The organism is Bacillus sp. MBGLi79 (assembly GCF_002953915.1).
Map to the genome: position 1 here is coordinate 919555 of NZ_CP026521.1, position 22965 is coordinate 942519.

A 22965-nucleotide genomic window follows, 5' to 3' on the forward strand; every position below is an offset into this window, starting at 1 on the left:
AGGGAGAGGACCGATGAAAAGGATCAAATGGTTATCAGAACAGCCAAAGGTGACAAGCGGTGTGACGTGGGGCGTGCCCTGGAAAAAAGCAGAATGTAAAAAAGGAGACCGTTTGGCGCTTCTGAATGAAAACGCGGAAATGCGATATGTGCAAAGCGAACCGTCGGCCTATTGGCCGGACGGGAGCATCAAGTGGACGAAGCACGCGGCGGTGTTTGGCGGTCGGGAGAACCAAAGCTTTACAGTACAAAAAGGAGAAGCACCGCAGCCGACAAAATCGATCAGCATTCACGAGTCAGCGCATGACATCCAAGTGGATACAGGAACGCTCGTCTGTACCATTCATAAAACAGGCTTTGATTTCATTCAATCGCTGCAGATCAACGGAAAGCCGATCGCCGCAGGCGGGAGGCTCGTTGCCATAAGAGAAACGAGAAAGGAGTCAGCGGCGGAAACGGTTCTTTTTCAAGAAACATCTGTCAGCCTTATCAAACAGGCGGCGATTGAGCAAAGCGGTCCTGTCAAAGCAGTGGTCAAAATCGAGGGAGTTCATGTGCTCCATAAAACGAATGAAGAATGGCTGCCGTTTGTCATCCGTTTGACGTTTTATGCCGGGCTGTCTGAGATCGGCCTTGTGCACACGCAGCTGATTGACAGGAGCGGTAAACAAGAATTCATTAAGGGGCTCGGCATCGAATTTGACCTTTTTTTGGAGGGAGAGCCGTACAACCGCCATTTTCGTTTTGCGGGAGAGAAAGGGATGTACAAAGAACCCGCCCAACTGTTTGGCACACGTAAATTCAATGAACGGTATCCGCTTTATGAAAAACAAATCAATGGCGAAACGCTGTCACCAGATGAAGAGCATAAGGAATGGTTTGCGCACGGAACACAGAATGCGGTATGGGACGATGTGAAGCTTGTTCAGGATTCAAGCGATCATTACAGCCTGTCAAAACGGACCGGAAAAGATTATGCGTGGGTCGGCATGCTGCATGGCAGCCGGGCGAAGGGGCTTTGCTATGCGGGCGGCGAAAATGGCGGTGTGGCTCTCGGCCTGCGGTATTTCTTTGAGAAATATCCGTCAGCTCTAGAAATCACAGGTCTTGCCGGCAGCAGTACAAAAATGACCGTCTGGCTTTGGTCCCCGGACGGCGAAGCGATGGATTTGCGGCATTATACAGGAAATACCCATGTGGCCAGCGCGTATGAAGGCTTTGATGAAATGCGCTCTGATCCGACCGGCATTGCGAACACGAATGAAATCAGCCTGGCGTGCTTTTCGCACATGCCGTCTGATGATGTCCTGAATGCGCTCGCTGACAAATGGCAGGCGCCGCCGCTCTTGGTATGCGAGCCGAACGTCTATTACGAATCAAAAGCGCTCGGGGTTTGGAGCATCATTGACACATCCCATCCGCTCAAAAAAGAGCTGGAGGAACAGCTTGACGCCGCCTTTCTGTTTTATAAAAAGGAAGTAGAGCAGCGCAAATGGTACGGATTTTGGCATTATGGCGATGTCATGCATACGTATGATCCAATTCGGCACATGTGGCGATATGATCTCGGCGGATACGCATGGCAAAACAATGAGCTCGTTCCGACCGTATGGCTGTGGCAGGCGTTTTTCCGCTCAGGCAGAGAGGATATCTTCCGAATGGCAGAAGCCATGACCCGCCACACGAGTGAAACGGACAGCTTTCATCTCGGTGAATACGCCGGGCTTGGCTCACGGCATAACGTTGTGCACTGGGGATGCGGCTGCAAGGAAGCGAGAATCAGCATGGCCGGACTTTATAAATTCTATTATTATCTGACGGGTGATGAACGGACGGGAGATCTTTTGACAGAAGTGAAGGATGCCGATTATGCCCTTGTCAAAACCGATCCGATGCGCGCTTTTTACGAGAAAGGCAAGCACCCGACCCACGTGAGAACGGGGCCGGACTGGACGGCGTTTTGCTCGAACTGGCTGGCGGAATGGGAGCGTACCGAAAATCCGGAATATCTCAAAAAAATCGAAACGGGCATCAACTGTCTAAAGCAGCTGCCGCTCCGCTTATTATCCGGCCCGACATTTGAATATGATCCGGCGACTTCGATGCTTCATCACATGGGAGACGGCATTGCGGGCGGATATCATATGATCATTGCCTTCGGCGCGCCGCAAGTGTGGATGGAGCTGGCTGAGCTTCTTGATGACCGGGAATGGGAGGATATGCTGAGTGAATTCGGCGAATTTTACACCCTCAGTGATGAGGAAAAACGCAAAAAAAGCGGAGGCGCGCTTCATGACGGGCATTTTCACTGGCCGATGTTCGCCGCCGGTATGACAGCCTACGCCGCGAGAAAAAAACAAGATCCTCATCTCGCCGCCAAAGCGTGGAATCTTTTGCTCGATGATAAGCTCAGCCATACGCCGCTTCCGATCAAACCCGAGCACATCGAGACATGGGCGCAGCTGGAGGAGCTTCCATGGGTGACAACGAACACCGTCTCCCAATGGTGTTTGAACGTCATAACAGCGCTGGAACTGATCGGAGATTCCCTTCCGGCAAAAAAAGAAACGTCGGGCAAAAAAGGATAACAGCCGGAATTTCATAGGAGAAACGAAGCAAAAAATGAAGATTGCAAGAATTTATGTAAGCGCTTTATATTGAGAGGGGCAAAGGGGAAATGCAAAGTGGAAAAAAGGGGGACTTACGCATCATGAAAATAAAAATGCGAAAAAAATGGCTGGCCTTGCCGCTTGCTGCCATGATGATCGCCGGATGCAGCAATTCGGAAACATCCAGTTCAGCGGGCGGTTCGAAAGACACGATTAACATTATGGCGCCGCTCTTATCGCCGGAAAGCCCGAGTGAAAAGAGCCCTTCATTAAAAGCGCTCGAAAAATACACAGGCAAAGAGATTAAGGTGACATGGGTGCCTGATTCATCCTACAACGATAAATTCAACATCGTCATGGCTTCAGGAGAGATGCCTCACGCGATTGTCATTAAAGATAAGTCAGCCGGCTTTATCAAGTCTGTCAAAGCAGGGGCATTTTGGGAGCTGTCTCCTTATTTAAAAGACTACAAGAATTTAAGTCAGGCAGATGAAAAGATTTTGAAGAACAGCTCGGTGAACGGCGAGGTGTACGGAGTCTACAGAACGAGGGACCTGATCAGGGCGTGTATGATCATCAGAACCGACTGGCTGAAAAATGTCGGCCTGGATATGCCGGAAACGCTTGATGATTTCTATGAAGTGCTGAAAGCTTTTAAGGAAAAAGATCCTGACGGGAACGGCAAGGATGACACGTACGGAATGGTCGTGCCGAAATGGATGGGGCTCGGCAACGGAAGCCCGTGGGATGTTCTGCAAATCTGGTTCGGCGCCCCGAACCGCTACGGTGTTGAAAACGGAAAGCTGATTCCTGATTTTACAACGAAGGAATACATGGAGGCGCTCAAGTTTTTTAAAAAGCTCTATGATGAGGGTTTGATCAATAAGGATTTTGCGGTCATGGATTCAGCAAAGTGGAATGATCCGGTTGTGAAAGGAAAAGCGGGTGTCATCGTTGATACAGGCTCCAGAGCGTCTCAGATCCAAAGCGCGATGGAGGAGGCGGATGAATCGAACAAGGATATCATTGATATTGTCGGCTCGCTTGAGGGGCCGAATGGCAAGCGCACCTTCCCGACATCCGGTTATTCAGGCATGATCGCGATACCAAAATCAAGCGTCAAAACCGAAAAAGAGCTGAAAGAGGTGCTGTCCTTCCTCGATAAAATGAATGATAAGGAAGCGCAGATTCTCACGAACAACGGAGTGGAGGGGCGCAATTACGAGCTCAAGGACGGCGTATTCACCTCACTTGAAAAAAACAACAAATCCCTCCTATATGAGCATGAAGGCTTGGCGCAGTTCAGCATGTCGATCCCGAAAAGCGAGTATTACATCGAAGAGCAGAAAACAAAGCTCTTTCAACATCGCAAAGACATCATAACTGAAGGAGAAAAAATAGCCGTCTTTAACCCGGCTGAGTCGCTTGTATCTGATGTCTATACCCAAAAAGGAGCCCAGCTTGACAACATCATTCTCGACGCGAGAACACAATTTATCATTGGAGAAATTGATGAAAAAGGGTTCGAGGATGCGGTGGAGCTTTGGAAAAAAAGCGGCGGCAATGACCTGATGAAGGACTTGAACAAATTGTATCAATCGTCAAAATAAACCGATGCGCCTGCTACTCGGCGGGCGCGCCGGTACCACGAAAGGAGAACAGATATGGAAACAGTGCCGAAGAAGGGAGATTCACCTGTTCTCACTGCTGGAAAAGGCATCAGCTGGATGGCTGCGCTCAAACGGGACAAATGGCTTTATCTTCTTCTTATTCCAGGTCTGCTTTATTTTTTGATTTTCAAATACTTGCCGATGTGGGGCGTCCTGATCGCATTTAAAGACTATTCGCCATATCTCGGCTTCTGGAAAAGCGAATGGGTCGGCTTTGATTACTTCAAAGACTTTTTTATGAATCCGGATTTTTTCCGGCTGCTGCGCAACACCCTCATGCTGGCGAGCTTGGATCTTCTGTTTGCCTTTCCCGCGCCGCTCATTTTGGCATTGCTTTTGAATGAGGTGAGAAAGGCCGTGTATAAAAGATGTATCCAAACCTTTATTTACGTGCCCCATTTTGTATCCTGGACAATTGTGGTCAGCATCACCTTCGTTTTCTTTACTGTCGATACAGGTGTGATCAACAAAATGATCATGAGCCTGACAGGTGAGCAAATTTCTTTCTTGTCGGATGCAGACTGGTTCCGCCCGATGATTGTGATGCAAAGCATTTGGAAGGAGACAGGCTGGGGGACGATTCTATTTTTGGCCGCGCTGGCAACTGTTGACCAAGAGCAGTATGAAGCCGCCATCATGGACGGAGCGGGCCGGTTCAGGAGAATGTGGCATATTACACTGCCGGCAATCAGAAGCACCATTATCGTTTTGTTGATTTTAAGAATCGGTAGCTTTTTGAATCTCGGCTTTGAACAGGTGTATTTGATGACGAACTCGCTCAACCGCAGCGTGGCTGATATTTTTGACACGTACGTGTACATGATGGGGATTACCCAAGGCGCGTACAGCTACAGCACGGCGGTGGGGTTGTTTAAATCGCTTGTCGGAATCATCTTGATTTTCGGCGCCAATTACATTGCGAAAAAGTTTGACCAGGAAGGATTGTTTTAGAGGAGGGAGAGGTATGGCTGAAATTCACACGATGCATAACACCAAAGCCGGACGGGTGTTTGACGTCTGCAACATTCTGTTTCTCGGCGGTGTCGGCGCGATTACCATTTTGCCGTTTTTGTACATTATCGCTGGTTCCTTTGCGACAGAAGCGGAACTTGCCCAGCGGAGCTTCTTTATTTTTCCGAAAACCTTTACACTCGATGCTTACAAGTATGTGTTTTCGACACCGACGTTCATTCGAAGCATGGGCGTGTCCATCTTCATCACCGTGGTCGGGACGGCTGTGCAGCTGTTTTTCACCTTCACGATGGCATATCCGCTTGCGAAGCGGCATGTGAAGGGACGGAACCTGCTGTTGAATCTGGTAATTTTCTCGATGCTGTTTTCCGGCGGCATGATCCCAACGTACCTTGTCGTAAAATCACTCGGCCTTTTGGATACGTATTGGGCATTGATTCTGCCGATGGCAATTAATCCGTTCAACCTCATTATTATCAAAAACTTCTTTCAGCAGCTGCCGCGCGAGCTGGAGGAGTCGGCAAAAATTGACGGGTGTTCCGAAATCGGCGTCTTCTGGCGGATCGCCCTGCCGCTGTCAAAGCCGGTCATCGCGACCTTTGCGCTGTTTTATGCGGTCGGGATTTGGAATGATTTCTTCCACGCTCTCTTATATATCAATGACAGTGCAAAATGGCCGCTGCAAATGGTGCTTCGCCAAGTCACGATTTTATCGGATTTAACGGCGACCAATGGCGATACGTTGCAACATGCCGTTCCGCCTGAGCAAGGTATAAAGCTCGCCGTCATTGTCATTGCGACGCTGCCGATTTTGGCGGTCTATCCATTTTTACAAAAACACTTTGCAAAGGGTATGCTGATTGGCTCGGTGAAAGGCTGAGAAAGGGAGTGTTTCATATGAGTACGTTACATCAGATTAAAATTGCCTATATCGGCGGGGGGTCTCAAGGCTGGGCCAGAAGCCTGATGAGTGATTTGGCGATTGATGAGCGAATGTCAGGCACGGTGGCGCTCTATGATCTTGATTTTGAGGCCGCCCAGAGAAACGAAGTGATCGGCAATTACAGCGGGAACGGCAGATGGAGATATGAGGCCGTTTCTACTTTGAAAAAAGCGCTATCTGGCGCGGATATCGTCATTATTTCCATTTTGCCGGGTTCTCTGGATGATATGGAAATTGATGTTCACTTGCCAGAGCGCTGCGGTATTTATCAGTCTGTAGGTGATACTGTCGGGCCGGGCGGAATCATCAGAGGCTTGCGTGCTGTCCCGATATTTGCGGAAATTGCCCGGGCAATAAGAGACTACGCACCAGAGTCCTGGGTCATTAATTATACAAACCCGATGTCTGTCTGTACTAGAACGCTGTATAAAGTATTTCCCGGAATCAAAGCGATTGGCTGCTGCCACGAGGTGTTCGGGACGCAAAAGCTATTGGCGGAAATGGTCACGGAAAGGCTAGGAATAGAGGCGCCGCGGCGTGAAGAGATCCGCATTAATGTGCTCGGCATTAACCATTTTACATGGATCACGGAAGCCTCTTACCGCCATATTGACCTGCTGCCTATATTCCGTGAATTCAGCTCGCACTATGGGGAATCAGGATATGAGCTGGAGGGGGAAAGCTGGAGGGACAGCGTCTTTCATTCGGCACACCGTGTTGCGTTTGATTTATTTGAAACATATGGCGCGATCCCTGCTGCCGGTGACAGGCATCTGGCAGAGTTTCTTCCCGGCCCATATCTTAAACAGTTTGAGGCATGGAAATTCCATCTCACACCTATATCATTCAGAAAACAAGACAGAGCACTGAAACGAAAAGAAACAGAACGGTTCATTCAGCAACAACGGGGTGTTGCTGGGAAAGCTTCGGGAGAAGAAGGCGTGAACATCATAGCGGCCCTTCTCGGATTGGGTGAACTCGTCACGAATGTAAATATGCCGAATCAAGGCCAGGTTTCAAACCTTCCTATACAAGCCATTATCGAAACAAACGCATTCATCACAAGGAACAGTGTCAAGCCGATTTTTTCCGGAGCGCTTCCAAAAGGTGTGGAAATGCTTGCGGCTAGGCATGTATCCAATCAGGAGGCAGTGGCGGAAGCCGGTTTAACAAAGGATACCGGCCTCGCGTTTCAAGCCTTCCTCAATGACCCGCTTGTCATGATTGACCGCAATGATGCAGAGCAGCTTTTCGATGACATGCATCAAAGCACCATACAAAGCTGAGGGGGAGCTTTGAGCTTCTTTCGCGGTTTAGAAAGGAAAGCATTGACCATACTGATAGTATTATCAAGAAGTAGGTGCTATCAATATGGGAAATTATTTAAGCGTTGCGGTAGAACTGGTCTGCGGTTTAGGCATTTTATTTATCATCTTAAAGCTTCTCGGGAAAACCCAATTTTCTCAAATTACGCCGTTTGACTTTATTTCTGCTTTAATTTTAGGAGAATTGGTCGGAAATGCCGTCTACGATCATGATATCAAAATCAAAGAAATCATTTTTGCTTCGCTGCTGTGGGGTGTGCTGATTTATGTTATTGAATTTATCACGCAAAAAATGAAATCATCGCGAAAGTTCTTGGAGGGTGAGCCGAATATCGTCATCCGCAAAGGAGAGCTTCAATATAAAGTAATGAAGAAAAATAAGATAGACATTAACCAGCTGCAAAGCCTTTTGAGGCAAGCGGGGTGCTTTTCGATCCAAGAAGTAGAATATGCGATTCTTGAAACAAACGGGATGGTCAGCGTGCTCCCCAAATCCGACTTTGACAAACCGATAAATAAGGATTTGCAGATTCCTTCGAAGTCTGTTTCTCTGCCGATCACTTTAATCTTAGATGGAGAGATTGTGCAAGATAATTTGAAGGAAGCAGGTGTGGATGAACAGTGGCTGAAGCAAGAATTGAAAAAGAAGAACATTGATAAGACGGAGGACGTGTTATTTGCGGAGTGGCACAAAAATAATCCGCTGTATACCGTAACCTACGAACAAAGCAGATCAACATGACTCTTTGAAAAAAAGCTTGCAGCGAGGCGCAAGCTTTTTATTGATTGTATGTCCCTTGTTTGACAGCACGTACATGGTACATGCTCACTTCAGTGTTGATCAGATAGTCAGGCTTTGGTTTGCCTTTGTTTGCTTTATGGCCGGCGATATGCGCATCGCTTTTTTCCCATTGTTTCCAGTGAGCCTCTGATTCCCAGCGAATCATGACAACAACTTCTTCATCACCGCGGCGCACATTTTTCTCAAGCACTGTCACATCAATTAAACCTTCTTGTTTTTCAATGATTCCTTCAGCACTGAAACGTTCTATGACTTTATCTGCAAAGCCTTCTTTAACCGTCATTTTTCTCAACTGTACAAACATTTGTCTCACTCCAATCATTCTCACATATGAATAATTGTAAATGAAATTCATTCTCAATGTCAAAGAAAGCGCAGGGCGTAATCGAACCGCCGTGCGCCACAGTTTATTCTTTTAATAAAAACACATTTCCGTCTTCGTCCTTAAATTGAACGAAGGTGCCCCACTCCATTTGATTGGGCTCACCGAGAAATTCTACACCGTTTGTCTTCATTTTCTCGTATGTACCGAAAATGTCCTCACATTCAAACACGATAGAAGCCTTCATTTGCTCAGAGCCTTTCATCATGGCCTTCGGGTAAATGACTAAACGAGTCTGAGCACCTTTTGGCGCAACCTCCAGCCAGCTTGCTTCAGGTCCCATCGGGTGGTCGGCTGCAATATCAAAGCCTACCTTCTCAGTCCAAAATTGTTTCGCTTTCTGCTGGTCTTCAACATATACAGCTACAGTGCCAATTTGTTTGATCATAGGGAAACCTCCAAGTTGCAAAGATAATAATACTATAACCTGTTTACGGCCGAAGTAACATAAAAAAAATCAGCCGGGAAAACCGGCTGATTTTTGATTAAAATGAGCAGCTCACAACATCGATCTGATTTGTGTCTAAGGCGAAATAAACCCAGCGGCGCCGTGAATGATCCCAGTAAAAGCCGCCGACGGATCTTCTGCCAAGGATAATTGGGTAGAACCAAAATGAGCGGCCATTGGTTAACCAAACATAGGTAAACCGGAAAAGGCAAGGACGAATGGTGATTGGTTCAACTAACAAAACGGCTCCTTGAGAACTCTGCGGTTTTTTTGGTTTCGCTGGTATTTGGGAAGGAGGAGGTCCCTGTGGCGCACCGCCGAATCCCGGAACGGCACCGCCGCCAATGCCAGGGCCAGAGCCGCCGCCGAATCCCGGAACAGCGCCGCTGCCAATGCCAGGGCCGGAGCCGCCGCCGAATCCCGGAACAGCGCCGCTGCCAATGCCAGGCCATGGATATCGATATTCATATTCAAAAGCAGGCCAAGGCTCATAAAAATGTCCCGCAAACATATAAGGATCAACATAATACATGTGATAACGCCCTTTCTCATTGTAAACTGTACACTGCAGTTTATGCGGGCAGACTCTTATTGGTGCATTCGCCTATGGATATAAACTGGAATGCGTTCAGGGAGCAGATTCATTTGATTTTTCCCTAGTCTTATTCACAATTTCGATTTATCATTTTATAATGAAAGTGCTTCTATTACGAAAAAGGAGACAGACCGTGAATATCGATCAATTATTATATCAATATATCATAGACCACACTGCGGACATTACTGAGAAATGGTTCAGTTTACGCTGCCAGCTACAAGGCGAGCTGTATTCCGCCGACGATTTAAGTGCAGAAACGAAAACGCTTTTAACCGAGCAGCATACATTTACCAATATAACTATCGCAAGCGCATTTCTGGAGGATCAAACCGATTTTCAAGAAAATATGGCGAAATGGGCGCAAACCGTTGCGAAAAACAGGGTAGAGCAGGATGTTCAGGTGCATGAGGTCGTAGAAGCCATATCCAATTCTAGAATCTCATTCTGGGACGCAGTCGCCACATTTATAAAAGAGAATCAGGAGATCGTCACAAATGAAGATGCAGACCGATGGAACCGCATTGTGAATCAGTCATTCGATAAGCTGATTATTGAATTCTCCGAGCAGTACCAAAAATTCATGCTGATGAGGCTTACATCTCAGCAGGAACTGATCTCAGAGCTTGGCTGTCCGGTCATTTCCATTGCCGATGGAATCGGGATATTGCCGCTTATCGGCTCAGTTGATACAAAACGGGCACAGGTCATTTTAGAAACAGTGCCGGTCCGCTGTGTCGAGAGAAAAATCACAAGCCTAGTCGTTGATCTTTCGGGTGTTCCGATTGTGGATACCATGGTGGCGCAGCAATTGTACAACCTGTCTAAAACGCTTTTCTTATTAGGCGTCAAAGCCGTATTTTCAGGGATTCGCCCGGATGTGGCCCAAACATCGATTCAATTGGGGCTTGATTTTAGTGAATATGAAACGTATGGCACGCTGAAGCAGGCATTAGAAAACATGGGTGTCCGCTGTATTGTTGAGGAATTGGAAGAAAACAAATAGGAAGTTTCCAGGCATATGATTGTCCATCATCGGGTGATCATATGCCTTTTTGATTTGAAGAGAAATCACCATTGATTTATCAAAAAAAACATAATATTATAATTCTTATAAGAATACTGTGAATTAAAATCTATTCAACAGGGGGGAAGGTCTTTTGGTTTCAAAATCAACGATTGATCCGGAAGTGATTGAAAAAATCATCAGTTCGCTGGAAACGCTCGATTTCGGCACCGTTCAGATTACGGTTCATGATTCTCAGATTACCCAAATTGAGATAATAGAAAAGCATCGTTTTTCGCTGAAAAGGAAAGAATCAAAATGATAACGTAAAGGGCGTTTGTTTTCATTAAATTCTCCTTAAAACATATACATATTTCATCCAATTTTTATATAATAGACCTTTAAGATCATTTTTTAGGAGGATTTTTGACATGCAAGCTACGGTTCACGAGAGTAAGCAATCGATCATGCAGCGCATTTTGACAGTCTTTGTCTTCACATTGCTGATCGCGACTGTCGGCCTTTTTATCGGCCAATTTGTTCCTGTCGCTTTGATGCTGCCGCTTTCTATTCTTGAAGTGGTGATGATTATTCTGGCCTTCTGGATGCGCAGAAGAAAAGCGGTCGGGTATGCGTTTGTATATACATTCGCGTTCGTTTCCGGCATTACCTTATTTCCGATCGTCAGCCATTACGCTTCCATTGCCGGCGCCTATGTCGTGCTTGAAGCCTTTGGTTCTACATTTGTCATTTTTGCCGTCTTAGGCACAATCGGCGCAAAAATGAAGAAGGATTTATCCTTCCTGTGGTCATTTCTGATGGTAGCGGTGCTCGCCCTCGTTGTGGTTGGCATTTTCAACATTTTCAGCCCGTTAAACTCAGCGGCGATGATGGCGTATTCCGTGATTGGAACCATCGTCTTTTCCCTTTACATTTTGTATGATTTGAACCAAATCAAGCACCGCCACATTACGGAAGACTTAATTCCCGTTATGGCATTATCGCTGTACCTTGACTTTATCAACTTATTCATCAACCTGCTCCGCTTCTTCGGCATTTTGAGCAGTGATGATTAATAAAAAAGCGCCTGTCATGAGATAGGCGTTTTTTGCCATACATCAAAAAGGCAGGTGGAGTATTGGTGAAAAAACAAATGGGCGCATATGTATCTTTGGCAGCAGCTATGGCGATCGTCGGCAGCTCTGTCGTTGTCGGCAAGCTGATGGTCGAACGGATTCCGGTCTTTCTTTCCTCAGGATTGCGTTTTTTGATCGCTTCTGTCGTATTGCTCACGCTGCTGTTTTGCATTGAAAAAGGGTTTCCGGCTTTAACGAAAAAAGATGTGCTCGTCTTGCTGGTGCAATCATTCACAGGTGTGTTTTTGTTCAGTATTTGCCTGCTGTATGGGGTTCAATATACGACGGGAACGGAAAGCGGCATTTTGACAAGCACAACCCCGATGGTAATCGGTATTTTATCCTTTTTCCTGCTGAGAGAAAAAATTGAGAAAAAGATGCTGATCGGCATTATGCTGGCGGTTTGCGGCGTGATGGCGATTAATCTATTTGGAGCGGGGAGCCAAGACGGGGCGCCGCACGCCTTATTCGGGAACATGCTGATCATTGCTGCAGTCATTGGCGAAGCGTTGTTTACATTGATGGCCAAGCTGCTATCCCCGCATATTTCGGCTCTGGCGATTTCGACCTTCGTATCGCTCTTCGGCTTCCTGTTTTTTCTCCCGTTTGCTTTGTTTGAGGCCTCTTCATTTGATTACAGCGTGCCGACTGTTTTGGATTGGTCGTACGTGCTGTATTACGCGCTTTTTGTTACCGTTTTAGCATTTTACTTATGGTATAGCGGGGTGACGAAGGTGCCTGCGGGTGTATCGGGCATTTTCACATCCGTTCTTCCGGTCTCCGCTGTTATTTTGTCAGGCGTAATATTGAAGGAGCCGTTTGAGTTTGTGCATTTCATCGGCATTGCATGTGTCATCGGCGGCATATTTGTTACGGTCATAAAGAAAAAACAGCCGGATGCGTATCCGGTTGCAGAAGAAAAGACGCTGTAGCCTGTCCGGATCGGACGGGTTTTTTAGTCTTTAAACACGTTCAGCCTTTCAAAAAGATCACCAAGCATCTTACGAACATATCTTTTTCCTCATCGTTGTAGTTTTCCATGACCGCGGAGATTTTGCGGCAAAAATTGCTCAAGGAGTGCTTTGCCTTCCGTTGTCAGTTCAATGCTGATTTTTTGTTTATCCTCTGTGTGATACCTCCGGCTGACAAAACCGTCTCTCGCCAGCCCGTCCAGCAGACCTGTAATCGTCGCTTTCGTGACGTTTGACTGTTTGGCAAGCTCTGTCGGACTTAACCTATGATCCCTGGCATCAAAGAGGAGCATCAGGCGATCGAGGATGCCATCGTCCTCGCCGAAGAGTCGGGAGCGGAAGAACTGATTGGGGAGTGCTATGCGGTGTTGAGGGAAGGGTATTAAATAGGAAAAGCCCAGAAAGTGATTTCTGGACTTTTTAGTCTTGCTCTGTTTTATTCCTTATCCGCTCAATCACCTCATGCAGCCCCTCAGGCTTATAAAACTCCACCGGCGAACTGCCCTTCTCAAACGAAATTGTCTCGGCTTCAATCAGCGCGACATAGCGCCCGTTTACTTTTGCGAGATGAATAGAATCGCCAAAATCCGCTAGCAATCCCTTAATCTCTGTTTCTCCGACTTTCATTTTCAGCTGGGCCTCTGGCGTGTGCTCGATGATTTGGGCGGAGGCTTCGATCACTTGATGGGTGTCGAGGCGCTCTTGGATCTCCCGCTTTTCGCTCGCTTCCCAAATCTCAATGTCGTGCTCGAACTGCTTGAGCTCTTCGCTATTGTCTTCAAATGTCTCGTAGACGTGCTCCTGCACCATGTTCATGACCTGGTTTTTCATGATTTCCGGCATCGATTCGCCGTACTCGACGAATTTCAGAAAGTCCTCAAAATAGCGGGCGTGCGAGGCCTGGTGGATTTTCAGCTCGCCTTCCTCGACCATTCCTTCCTCGGGCATGTACGGGTATTGGATGCTTTTCATGTTTTTTGTCGTGATCGCCATTTCGACTTTTTTAATGAGAGAAGACGCGTCAGAGATGCGGGCGACCTTCGGCTCAAAGTCACATTTCATAATGAAGACAAATGACTCGTCAAAGTATTTTCTCGGCACGGCTGAAGCGACGAGAAACACGCCGCCGCGGACTGCGCTTGTGTCGAGGTACGTGCGGACGAACTGCTCGCTCAGCTCATTGAAGTCTTCTTTTGTTGCCGCCAGACGCGCGCGGTTGAACATGTTGTAGTTTGGGTTGGAATCAAGCTCGTGGCCGGGCTCGACGATAAAATGGCCGATTTTCGTCGGCACCTGCTCAGACTGCGGATGACGTTCTGCTTTCCGTTTGACGATTTTTTTCAGTTCCCCGTCGAGAAAGTCCTTCAGCTCGCTTTCTTCAAATTCGCCCGTATCAAGGGTCTGAAAGTGCTTGAACTGTTTGTTCGCCTGCTCATCCTTGCCTTCCACCTGTATGACATAAAAGGATAAAAACCGAATTTCAAAATCCATATGTGAACTCACCTTATTCGCGTATTGTACAGCTTCTCAAGTATAGAAAAAACAGCGATCATGCGTCAATTGGGAGAACGGAATAATCATGACCATGAAAGGGAAATGTAGTCAAATAGAAGGCATTTCATACGGAAAGGAATGGTTCGATGAAGGAAACAAGCCCGATTCCTCAGCCGAAGACGTTTGGGCCGCTTGGCAATTTGCCTTTAATTGATAAAGACAAACCGACGCTTTCACTGATCAAGCTAGCGGAAGAACAGGGTCCGATTTTTCAAATCCATACACCCGCGGGCACGACGATTGTGGTGTCCGGCCATGAATTGGTGAAAGAGGTTTGTGATGAAGGACGGTTTGATAAAAGCATTGAAGGCGCCTTGGAGAAGGTTCGCGCGTTTTCCGGTGACGGATTGTTTACGAGCTGGACGCATGAGCCTAACTGGAGAAAAGCGCACAACATTCTGATGCCGACGTTCAGCCAGCGGGCCATGAAGGACTATCATGAGAAAATGGTCGATATCGCTGTTCAGCTCATTCAAAAATGGGCCAGGCTCAATCCGAATGAAGCTGTTGATGTCCCGGGAGATATGACCCGGCTGACGCTCGACACCATTGGGCTGTGCGGGTTTAACTACCGCTTTAACAGCTACTACAGAGAAACGCCCCACCCGTTTATCAACAGCATGGTGCGGGCGCTTGATGAAGCGATGCATCAAATGCAGCGGCTTGATTTCCAAGATAAGCTTATGGTCAGAACAAAGCGGCAATTCCACCATGATATTCAAACGATGTTTTCGTTAGTCGACAGCATTATTGCAGAGCGCAGGGCGAATGGAGACCAGGATGAAAAAGATTTGCTCGCCCGCATGCTGAATGTGGAAGATCCGGAAACGGGTGAAAAGCTCGACGACGAAAATATCCGCTTTCAAATCATTACGTTTTTGATTGCTGGCCATGAAACAACGAGCGGCCTGCTGTCCTTTGCGACCTACTTTTTATTGAAGCATCCTGACAAACTGAAAAAGGCGTATGAAGAGGTAGATCGGGTGCTGACAGATGCAGCGCCGACCTATAAACAAGTGCTCGAGCTTAAATACATACGGATGATTTTAAATGAATCACTGCGCTTATGGCCGACAGCTCCGGCTTTTAGCCTTTATCCAAAAGAAGACACAGTCATTGGCGGAAAGTTCCCGATCACGACGAAGGACAGAATTTCTGTGCTGATTCCGCAGCTTCATCGTGATCGAGACGCTTGGGGAAAGGACGCCGAGGAATTCCGGCCGGAACGGTTCGAACATCAGGACCAAGTGCCTCATTATGCGTACAAACCGTTCGGAAATGGGCAACGGGCCTGTATCGGCATGCAGTTTGCCCTTCATGAAGCCACACTTGTGCTGGGCATGATTTTAAAATATTTTACGCTGATTGATCATGAGAATTATGAGCTTGATATCAAACAAACCTTAACGCTCAAGCCCGGCGATTTTCGCATCAGGGTTCAAACCCGTCATCAGGAAGCCATTCATGCTGACATCCATGCAACAGAAAAGCCGGGGCCTGATAAGCAAAAAGAAGAAACGGAGACAAAGGACGCATCGGTCATCGGCCTTAACAACCGCCCGCTTCTCGTGCTGTACGGCTCTGATACCGGCACCGCAGAAGGCGTCGCCCGGGAGCTTGCAGATACAGCCAGTCTTCACGGCGTCAGGACCGAAGTGTCACCTCTGAACGATCAGATTGGCAAGCTGCCGACAGAGGGAGCGGTTGTCATTGTGACCTCGTCCTATAACGGAAAACCGCCAAGCAACGCGAGACAGTTTGTCCAGTGGCTCCAAGAAATCAAACCCGGTGAGCTTGAGGGCGTCCATTACGCGGTATTTGGCTGCGGCGACCACAATTGGGTGAGCACGTATCAAGACGTGCCGAGATTCATTGATGAACAGCTTGCAGAGAAAGGCGCGACTCGGTTTTCTGCGCGCGGGGAAGGTGATGTCAGCGGTGATTTCGAAGGGCAGCTTGATGAGTGGAAAAAGAGCATGTGGGCGGACGCCATCAAAGCATTCGGACTGGAGCTTAATGAAAACGCCGATAAGGAACGAAGTACGCTGAGCCTTCAGTTTGTCAGAGGGCTGGGAGAGTCTCCGCTTGCCCGATCGTATGAAGCGGCTCACGCATCCATCGCCGAAAATCGTGAGCTTCAGTCCGCGGACAGCGATCGAAGCACCCGCCATATCGAAATCGCATTGCCGCCGGATGTTGAATATCAAGAGGGCGACCACCTTGGCGTATTGCCTAAAAACAGTCCAACCAATGTCAGCCGGATTCTCCATAGATTCGGTCTGAAGGGAACAGACCAAGTGACATTGTCGGCAAGCGGCCGCAGTGCGGGGCATCTGCCATTGGGCCGTCCTGTCAGCCTGAATGATCTTCTCAGCTACAGCGTTGAGGTTCAGGAAGCAGCCACAAGAGCGCAAATACGTGAACTGGCCGCTTTTACAGTGTGTCCGCCGCATAAGCGCGAATTAGAAGAACTGACAGCAGAGGGTGTTTATCAGGAACAAATATTGAAAAAACGAATTTCCATGCTGGATCTGCTTGAAAAGTACGAAGCATGCGACATGCCGTTTGAACGATTTTTAGAGCTATTACGCCCGTTAAAACCGAGATATTATTCGATTTCAAGCTCTCCAAGAGTGAATCCGGGGCAAGCATCAATCACAGTCGGCGTTGTGCGCGGCCCGGCGTGGAGCGGCCGTGGCGAATACAGGGGTGTGGCATCAAATGATTTAGCTGAGCGTCAAGCCGGTGATGATGTCGTGATGTTTATCCGCACACCGGAATCCCGGTTTCAGCTTCCGAAAGACCCTGAAACTCCAATTATTATGGTTGGGCCAGGCACGGGAGTCGCGCCATTCCGTGGCTTCCTTCAAGCCCGCGATGTTTTAAAGCGGGAGGGGAAAACGCTCGGTGAGGCTCATCTCTATTTTGGATGCAGGAACGATCGGGATTTTATTTACCGAGATGAGCTTGAGCGATTTGAAAAAGACGGAATCGTCACTGTCCACACAGCCTTTTCCCGAAAAGAGGGCATGCAGAAAACATATGTCCAGCATCTCATGGCTGAACATGCAGAAACCTTAATATCGATTCTTGACCGCGGAGGCAGGCTTTATGTATGCGGTGACGGCAGCAAAATGGCCCCGGATGTGGAGGCGGCACTTCAAAAAGCGTATCAGTCTGTTCATGGAACCGGGGAACAAGAAGCGCAAAACTGGCTGAGACACCTGCAGGATACCGGCATGTACGCCAAAGATGTCTGGGCAGGGATATAGATAAAGAAGACTGGAGACATCCAGTCTTTTTTGTCCTTTCGAAAAAATGGTGATCACGTTAAACATTAGTGCATACAATAACTTCAGTCCGCCTTAAAGGGCGGGCTGTCTGCAAAACCTATTTTTCGTTTTTGCTAGTTTATGTTATTCTTATACTCGGTATCTATTTCTTTTTTCAAAGGCACACATGACAAAAGAAATCCTTTTTTTATTTCTGAGGAAAAAAGTGAAACGAAATGAAGGTTTCTTTCGTCCAGTGATTGGTTTCCAAATGGTTGTAATAAAAATGGTATGGTGCGAAACATAAATATTCCGGCTTGCCGCGGTGTATTTATTGTTGTGTGATGCCTTGATTTTGTTTGGAAAGAAGAAATGAGAAGGCAGGATATAAAGAGCAGGTAAATATGAATGAAGAACTTAAAGTGTTTAAGAAAGTAGAGGTTGCCATGAAGAAACTTTTTTCTTACAAACTTAGCTTTTTTGTGCTGGCTGTTATACTGTTTTGGGCAAAAACGTATTTATCCTACAAGACTGAGTTTAATCTTGGGGTAAAAGGCACAACCCAGGAGATCCTCCTGATATTTAACCCATTCTCAAGCGCCGTCTTCTTTTTAGGACTGGCTTTGCTGGCGAAAGGGCGTAAATCAGCCATTATTATGCTGATTATCGATTTCTTGATGACATTTGTGTTATATGCAAATATTTTATTCTATCGTTTCTTTGACGATTTCTTGACGTTCCCGAACATTAAGCAGTCCGGAAACGTTGGAAACATGGGAGACGGTATTTTCAGTATCATGGCCGGTCATGATATTTTCTATTTCTTAGATATTATCATTTTGATTGCGGTATTGATCTGGAGACCTGAATTAAAAGAATACAAAATGAAAAAACGCTTTGCATCTTTAGTGATCCTTTCTGGGGTCGCACTGTTTTTCATCAACCTGCACTATGCGGAAAAAGACCGTCCGCAGCTGCTGACAAGAACGTTTGACCGCAATTATATCGTGAAATATTTAGGTCTTTACAACTACACCATTTATGACGGTGTACAGACGGCTCAAACAGAAACGCAAAGAGCCTATGCAAGCAGCGATGATTTAACAAGCGTCGAGAATTACACGACGTCTCATTATGCGAAACCGAACGCCGAGTACTTCGGCTCTGCCAAAGGCAAAAATATCATTAAAATTCACCTCGAAAGCTTCCAGTCATTCCTGATTGACTACAAGCTGAACGGTGAAGAGGTAACGCCTTTCTTAAATAAACTTGCGCACGGCGGAGAAGATGTGACGTATTTTGATAACTTCTTCCATCAGACAGGCCAGGGAAAAACATCTGACGCCGAGCTGACAATGGATAACTCGATCTTCGGCCTTCCAGAAGGCTCCGCGTTTGTGACGAAAGGCGAAAACACTTACCAGTCGCTTCCGGCGATTTTAGACCAGAAGGAAGGCTATACAAGCGCCGTCCTGCATGGTGATTACAAATCGTTCTGGAACCGTGACCAGATTTACAAACATATCGGATACGACAAGTTCTTCGATGCAAGCACGTATGATATGTCAGATGAAAATGTCATTAATATGGGACTGAAGGATAAGCCGTTCTTTACAGAATCGATTCCAAAGCTTGAGTCTCTTAAACAGCCGTTTTACGCGCATTTGATTACATTGACAAACCATTATCCGTTTAACCTGGATGAAAAAGACGCGTCTCTTAAAAAAGCGACAACCGGCGATAACACAGTAGACAGCTACTTCCAAACAGCGCGTTACCTTGACGAAGCGCTTGAGCAATTCTTCAAGGAGCTGAAGGAAGCCGGCCTGTATGACAACTCAGTCATTATGATTTATGGTGACCATAACGGTATTTCAGAAAACCATAACCGAGCGATGAAAGAGATTCTTGGAAAAGAGATCACAGATTATCAAAACGCACAGAACCAGCGTGTGCCGCTGATGATCCGCGTTCCTGGCAAAAAAGGCGGAGTGAACCATACGTATGGCGGCGAAATTGACGTTATGCCGACACTTCTGCACTTAGAAGGAATTGATTCTCAGAAATATATCAACTTTGGTACTGACTTATTCTCTAAAGACCACGACGATACAGTGGCATTCAGAAACGGAGACTTCGTAACGCCGAAGTACACATCAGTCGACAATGTCATTTACGATACGAAGACTGGTGAAAAATTGAAAGCGAATGAAGAAACGAAGAATCTGAAAACAAGAGTGAACCAGCAGCTGAGCCTTTCAGACAGTGTCCTGTACAAAGACTTGCTGAGGTTCCATAAACTAAATGATTTCACAGCCGTTGATCCGTCAGACTATCATTACGGCAAGGAAAAAGAAATCAAATAAGATGAAAAAGAGCCTTGAGCGGGCGCATTGCCTTCGCTCAAGGCTCTTTTTTTGGTTATATAACCAACTTGAAAAAATAGATTCCATTTGGTCACCAAGGCCGTCTTTCTCTCATATCATTACAGTAGATTTTGAAACCGGTATTGAAATCGGACAAATTATCGGGGAAATGCCTTGATAGATTGTAAAGACGTACCAGGTTTCGAACTCAATATTCATAGAGATGAGGGGTAGAGATGAAAGCGGTCATTCTCTGCGGCGGAAAAGGAACGAGAATGAGTGAAATCACGAATGACATTCCTAAACCGCTCGCCATGATAGGCGGCAAACCGATTCTATGGCATATTATGAAAATCTATCAGTACTACGGAGTAAACGAGTTTATTCTGCTTTTGGGCTATAAAGGCGAAAAAATCAAAGAATACTTTCTCGACTATGAATGGAAGCACAACAGCCTGACACTTGACAGCGCTACGGGAGAGGTACAGATGCTGGGGCAGCCTGAAACGTGGAAAATTACGTTTTTGGAGACTGGGGAAGATACGCTGACAGCCGGAAGAATCTTGCAGGCGAAAGACTATATCGGTGATGAAACATTTCTGCTCACCTATGGGGACGGGCTGGCCAATATCAATCTTTTCCATCTCATCAGCTATCATCAGACAAAAGGTGCTGCCGCGACTGTCACGGGCATTGACAAAGTCTCGCAGTTTGGCACCTTGACGGTTGAGGACGGCATGGCGAAAACATTTTCTGAGAAGACATCAAGTGACGGAATCATCAATGGCGGATTCTTCGTTCTCAGTCCCAAGGTTTTCGATTATTTGCCGAAGGACGGGAACACAATGTTCGAAGATGAACCGCTGAAGAACCTTGCCAAAGACGGAGAGCTTGCCGTGTACCGCCATTATGGATTTTGGACGGCCATCGATACGTATAAAAATCTCTTAGAAGTCAACAAGATGTGGGATCAAGGACAACAAGTATGGAAGGTATGGTGAACCGATTTGAGTTTCTGGAAAAATAAAAACGTATTTGTTACGGGGTGTACAGGTCTTTTAGGAAGCTATTTGGTGAAAGAGCTGATCGAACAGGGCGCAAACGTGACGGGGCTTGTCAGGGATCATGTGCCCCAATCCAATCTGTATCAGGGAGACCATATCAAGAAAATGAACATCGTGCGGGGCTCTCTTGAAGATTTGGCTGTCATTGAACGCGCGCTTGGAGAGTACGAGATCGACACTGTCTTTCACCTCGCTGCACAAGCGATTGTCGGGGTGGCAAACCGCAACCCGATTTCTACCTTTGAAGCAAATATTCTCGGCACATGGAATATTCTCGAAGCCTGCCGCAAGCATCCGTTAATTAAGCGGGTCATTGTCGCTTCAAGTGATAAAGCTTACGGCGATCAAGAAAACCTTCCGTACGACGAAAACATGCCGCTGCAGGGCAAGCACCCGTACGACGTCTCAAAAAGCTGCGCAGATCTGATCAGCCACACCTATTTTCACACGTACGGGCTTCCGGTCTGTATTACGCGCTGCGGAAACTTATACGGCGGCGGGGATTTAAACTTCAACCGCATCATTCCTCAGACGATTCAGCTTGTGCTGAACGGGGAAGCGCCGGAAATCCGAAGCGATGGCACCTTTGTCCGGGACTACTTCTATATTGAAGATGCCGTTCAGGCTTATTTGCTTCTTGCAGAGAAAATGGAAGAAAACAATCTTGCCGGAGAGGCCTTTAACTTCAGCAATGAGATCCAACTGACCGTCCTTGAACTGGTAGAGAAAATTTTGAAGAAAATGAACAGTACACTGAAACCTAAGGTGCTGAATCAGGGAAGCAATGAAATCAAACATCAATATTTATCCGCGGAAAAAGCGAGAAAGCTGCTGAATTGGACACCGGCCTACACCATTGATGAAGGACTTGAAAAAACGATTGAGTGGTATACGGAATTCTTCAAAAAGTAATGTGAAACGAGGTGAACATGACTGTGACCAGCGCGTATTGCACCGTTTTATCAAAAGGAAGATTATATCAGGCAGTCGCCTTATTTAAGTCATTAGAGCGAGTAGACCAAGACAGTCCCATTTTTACGCTGTGCATGGACGAAGATACGCACCGCGTGTTACAGAAGCTGAAGATGAAGCAGCTGAACCTTGTGCCGGTAGCCGCTCTTGAAAATGAAATGCTTCTAAAGCTGAAGGAAACTAGAGATCAAAGTGAGTATTGCTGGACGATGAAGCCGATCTTTCTGCAAGCTGTGCTGAACAGCAATCCCGAGCTGGAGCGTGTGACATACATTGACGGGGATCTTTTTTTCTACGCAGATCCATCGCCGATTTTTGAAAACCAGCCGGACTGTTCGGTGCTGCTTTCACGGGGGGATATTGTCATTCCTTCTTTTGAGAAAGAACAGATTGACATGCTGCAGCGTCTTTTAGGTAGATATAATTCTGGGTTTATCAGCTTCAAGCATGATGATGCAGGCACGGATTGCTTGGAGTGGTGGAAGGAACGCTGTCTTGAGGAATGCAAAAATGCACCGGGTGAAGGGAAATTCGGTGATCAGGGCTATTTGGATTATATGTCTGGGCTGTTTCCGAATGTGTGTGACATTACAACACCCGGCGTGAACATCGGCCATTGGAATTATGGACAGCATACGTTTTCCTGGAAAGATGGCCGGATCGTGCTGGAGGATGGCAGTCCGCTGATCTTTTATCATTTCAGCGGATACCGAATCGTCAGCATCAATGAAATCAAACAGATTCATGAAACAACCCGCACAGATCTGCCGTTTGTGCATGAACTGTATCAAGAGACACTGCCGCATATCATTCAGCACATCAAAACGTTAGACCCTGAATTTAACGGTTTTGCTTCAAAAGATGACAACAAATAAATGA

Annotated in this window: 19 protein-coding genes and 1 pseudogene; 15 read left to right on the plus strand and 5 right to left on the minus strand. The window is 46.8% G+C overall.

Annotated features, from left to right (window positions below; genetic code table 11):
* Positions 1-13: 13 nt before the first annotated feature.
* The 6 genes from C1T29_RS04610 (at position 14) to C1T29_RS04635 (ending at position 8260) form a co-directional block, all read left to right on the plus strand.
* On the plus strand, positions 14-2587 hold the full coding sequence (locus C1T29_RS04610; protein ID WP_103750030.1) for an exo-rhamnogalacturonan lyase family protein: 2574 nt from the start codon (positions 14-16) through the stop codon (positions 2585-2587).
* A 122-nt stretch (positions 2588-2709) separates the two neighbouring features.
* Positions 2710-4218 (plus strand): extracellular solute-binding protein, encoded by a 1509-nt coding sequence (locus C1T29_RS04615; RefSeq protein WP_103750092.1) that lies wholly within the window; start codon positions 2710-2712, stop codon positions 4216-4218.
* 54 nt (positions 4219-4272) lie between these two features.
* Positions 4273-5229: an ABC transporter permease gene (locus C1T29_RS04620; RefSeq protein ID WP_040083891.1), complete on the plus strand. Its 957-nt coding sequence runs from the start codon at positions 4273-4275 to the stop codon at positions 5227-5229.
* Positions 5230-5242: 13 nt separating this feature from the next.
* A complete protein-coding gene (locus C1T29_RS04625) occupies positions 5243-6130 on the plus strand; it encodes a carbohydrate ABC transporter permease (protein WP_014663136.1) in 888 nt (295 codons plus the stop codon).
* Positions 6131-6138: 8 nt separating this feature from the next.
* Entirely contained in the window at positions 6139-7479 is a 1341-nt protein-coding gene (gene lplD / locus C1T29_RS04630) for an alpha-galacturonidase LplD (protein WP_103750029.1), read from the plus strand.
* Between the two features lie 85 nt (positions 7480-7564).
* Complete coding sequence (locus C1T29_RS04635; protein ID WP_069840010.1) at positions 7565-8260, plus strand: DUF421 domain-containing protein; 696 nt, start codon at positions 7565-7567, stop codon at positions 8258-8260.
* A 37-nt stretch (positions 8261-8297) separates the two neighbouring features.
* On the opposite strand, the gene hmoA is transcribed toward C1T29_RS04635, so the two are convergent.
* From hmoA to C1T29_RS04650, 3 genes are all read right to left on the minus strand, one after another.
* Positions 8298-8624: a heme-degrading oxygenase HmoA gene (gene hmoA, locus C1T29_RS04640; protein WP_069840009.1), complete on the minus strand. Its 327-nt coding sequence runs from the start codon at positions 8622-8624 to the stop codon at positions 8298-8300.
* Positions 8625-8727: 103 nt separating this feature from the next.
* Positions 8728-9090 carry a VOC family protein gene (locus C1T29_RS04645; protein ID WP_024573448.1) on the minus strand — a complete coding sequence of 121 codons (363 nt, stop codon included), beginning with the start codon at positions 9088-9090 and terminating at the stop codon, positions 8728-8730.
* Between the two features lie 97 nt (positions 9091-9187).
* Positions 9188-9682: a hypothetical protein gene (locus C1T29_RS04650; RefSeq protein ID WP_069840008.1), complete on the minus strand. Its 495-nt coding sequence runs from the start codon at positions 9680-9682 to the stop codon at positions 9188-9190.
* 196 nt (positions 9683-9878) lie between these two features.
* On the opposite strand from C1T29_RS04650, the gene C1T29_RS04655 reads away from it, so the two are divergent.
* From C1T29_RS04655 to C1T29_RS04670, 4 genes are all read left to right on the plus strand, one after another.
* A complete protein-coding gene (locus C1T29_RS04655) occupies positions 9879-10751 on the plus strand; it encodes an STAS domain-containing protein (protein WP_069840007.1) in 873 nt (290 codons plus the stop codon).
* Between the two features lie 154 nt (positions 10752-10905).
* Positions 10906-11073: a YezD family protein gene (locus C1T29_RS04660; RefSeq protein WP_069840006.1), complete on the plus strand. Its 168-nt coding sequence runs from the start codon at positions 10906-10908 to the stop codon at positions 11071-11073.
* A 109-nt stretch (positions 11074-11182) separates the two neighbouring features.
* The gene (locus C1T29_RS04665) at positions 11183-11827 is read left to right on the plus strand and encodes a Bax inhibitor-1/YccA family protein (RefSeq protein WP_069840005.1); all 645 of its coding nucleotides are present in this window, start codon (positions 11183-11185) and stop codon (positions 11825-11827) included.
* Between the two features lie 77 nt (positions 11828-11904).
* Complete coding sequence (locus tag C1T29_RS04670; RefSeq protein WP_069840099.1) at positions 11905-12819, plus strand: DMT family transporter; 915 nt, start codon at positions 11905-11907, stop codon at positions 12817-12819.
* Positions 12820-12842: 23 nt separating this feature from the next.
* Here C1T29_RS04670 and C1T29_RS04675 read toward each other — a convergent pair.
* Positions 12843-13154: pseudogene (locus C1T29_RS04675) on the minus strand (MarR family transcriptional regulator); the annotation flags it as partial.
* 124 nt (positions 13155-13278) lie between these two features.
* Positions 13279-14349 (minus strand): DUF3900 domain-containing protein, encoded by a 1071-nt coding sequence (locus C1T29_RS04680; RefSeq protein ID WP_014663147.1) that lies wholly within the window; start codon positions 14347-14349, stop codon positions 13279-13281.
* A 149-nt stretch (positions 14350-14498) separates the two neighbouring features.
* On the opposite strand from C1T29_RS04680, the gene cypD reads away from it, so the two are divergent.
* The 5 genes from cypD (at position 14499) to C1T29_RS04705 (ending at position 22961) form a co-directional block, all read left to right on the plus strand.
* Complete coding sequence (gene cypD / locus C1T29_RS04685) at positions 14499-17684, plus strand: bifunctional P-450/NADPH--P450 reductase (protein WP_069840004.1); 3186 nt, start codon at positions 14499-14501, stop codon at positions 17682-17684.
* A gap of 446 nt (positions 17685-18130) precedes the next feature.
* Positions 18131-20050: a lipoteichoic acid synthase LtaS1 gene (gene ltaS1, locus C1T29_RS04690; RefSeq protein WP_069840098.1), complete on the plus strand. Its 1920-nt coding sequence runs from the start codon at positions 18131-18133 to the stop codon at positions 20048-20050.
* Between the two features lie 236 nt (positions 20051-20286).
* Complete coding sequence (locus C1T29_RS04695) at positions 20287-21051, plus strand: glucose-1-phosphate cytidylyltransferase (protein ID WP_014663152.1); 765 nt, start codon at positions 20287-20289, stop codon at positions 21049-21051.
* Between the two features lie 6 nt (positions 21052-21057).
* Complete coding sequence (locus C1T29_RS04700) at positions 21058-22026, plus strand: GDP-mannose 4,6-dehydratase (RefSeq protein WP_071580775.1); 969 nt, start codon at positions 21058-21060, stop codon at positions 22024-22026.
* A gap of 23 nt (positions 22027-22049) precedes the next feature.
* A complete protein-coding gene (locus C1T29_RS04705) occupies positions 22050-22961 on the plus strand; it encodes a putative nucleotide-diphospho-sugar transferase (protein ID WP_071580774.1) in 912 nt (303 codons plus the stop codon).
* Positions 22962-22965 lie beyond the last annotated feature (4 nt).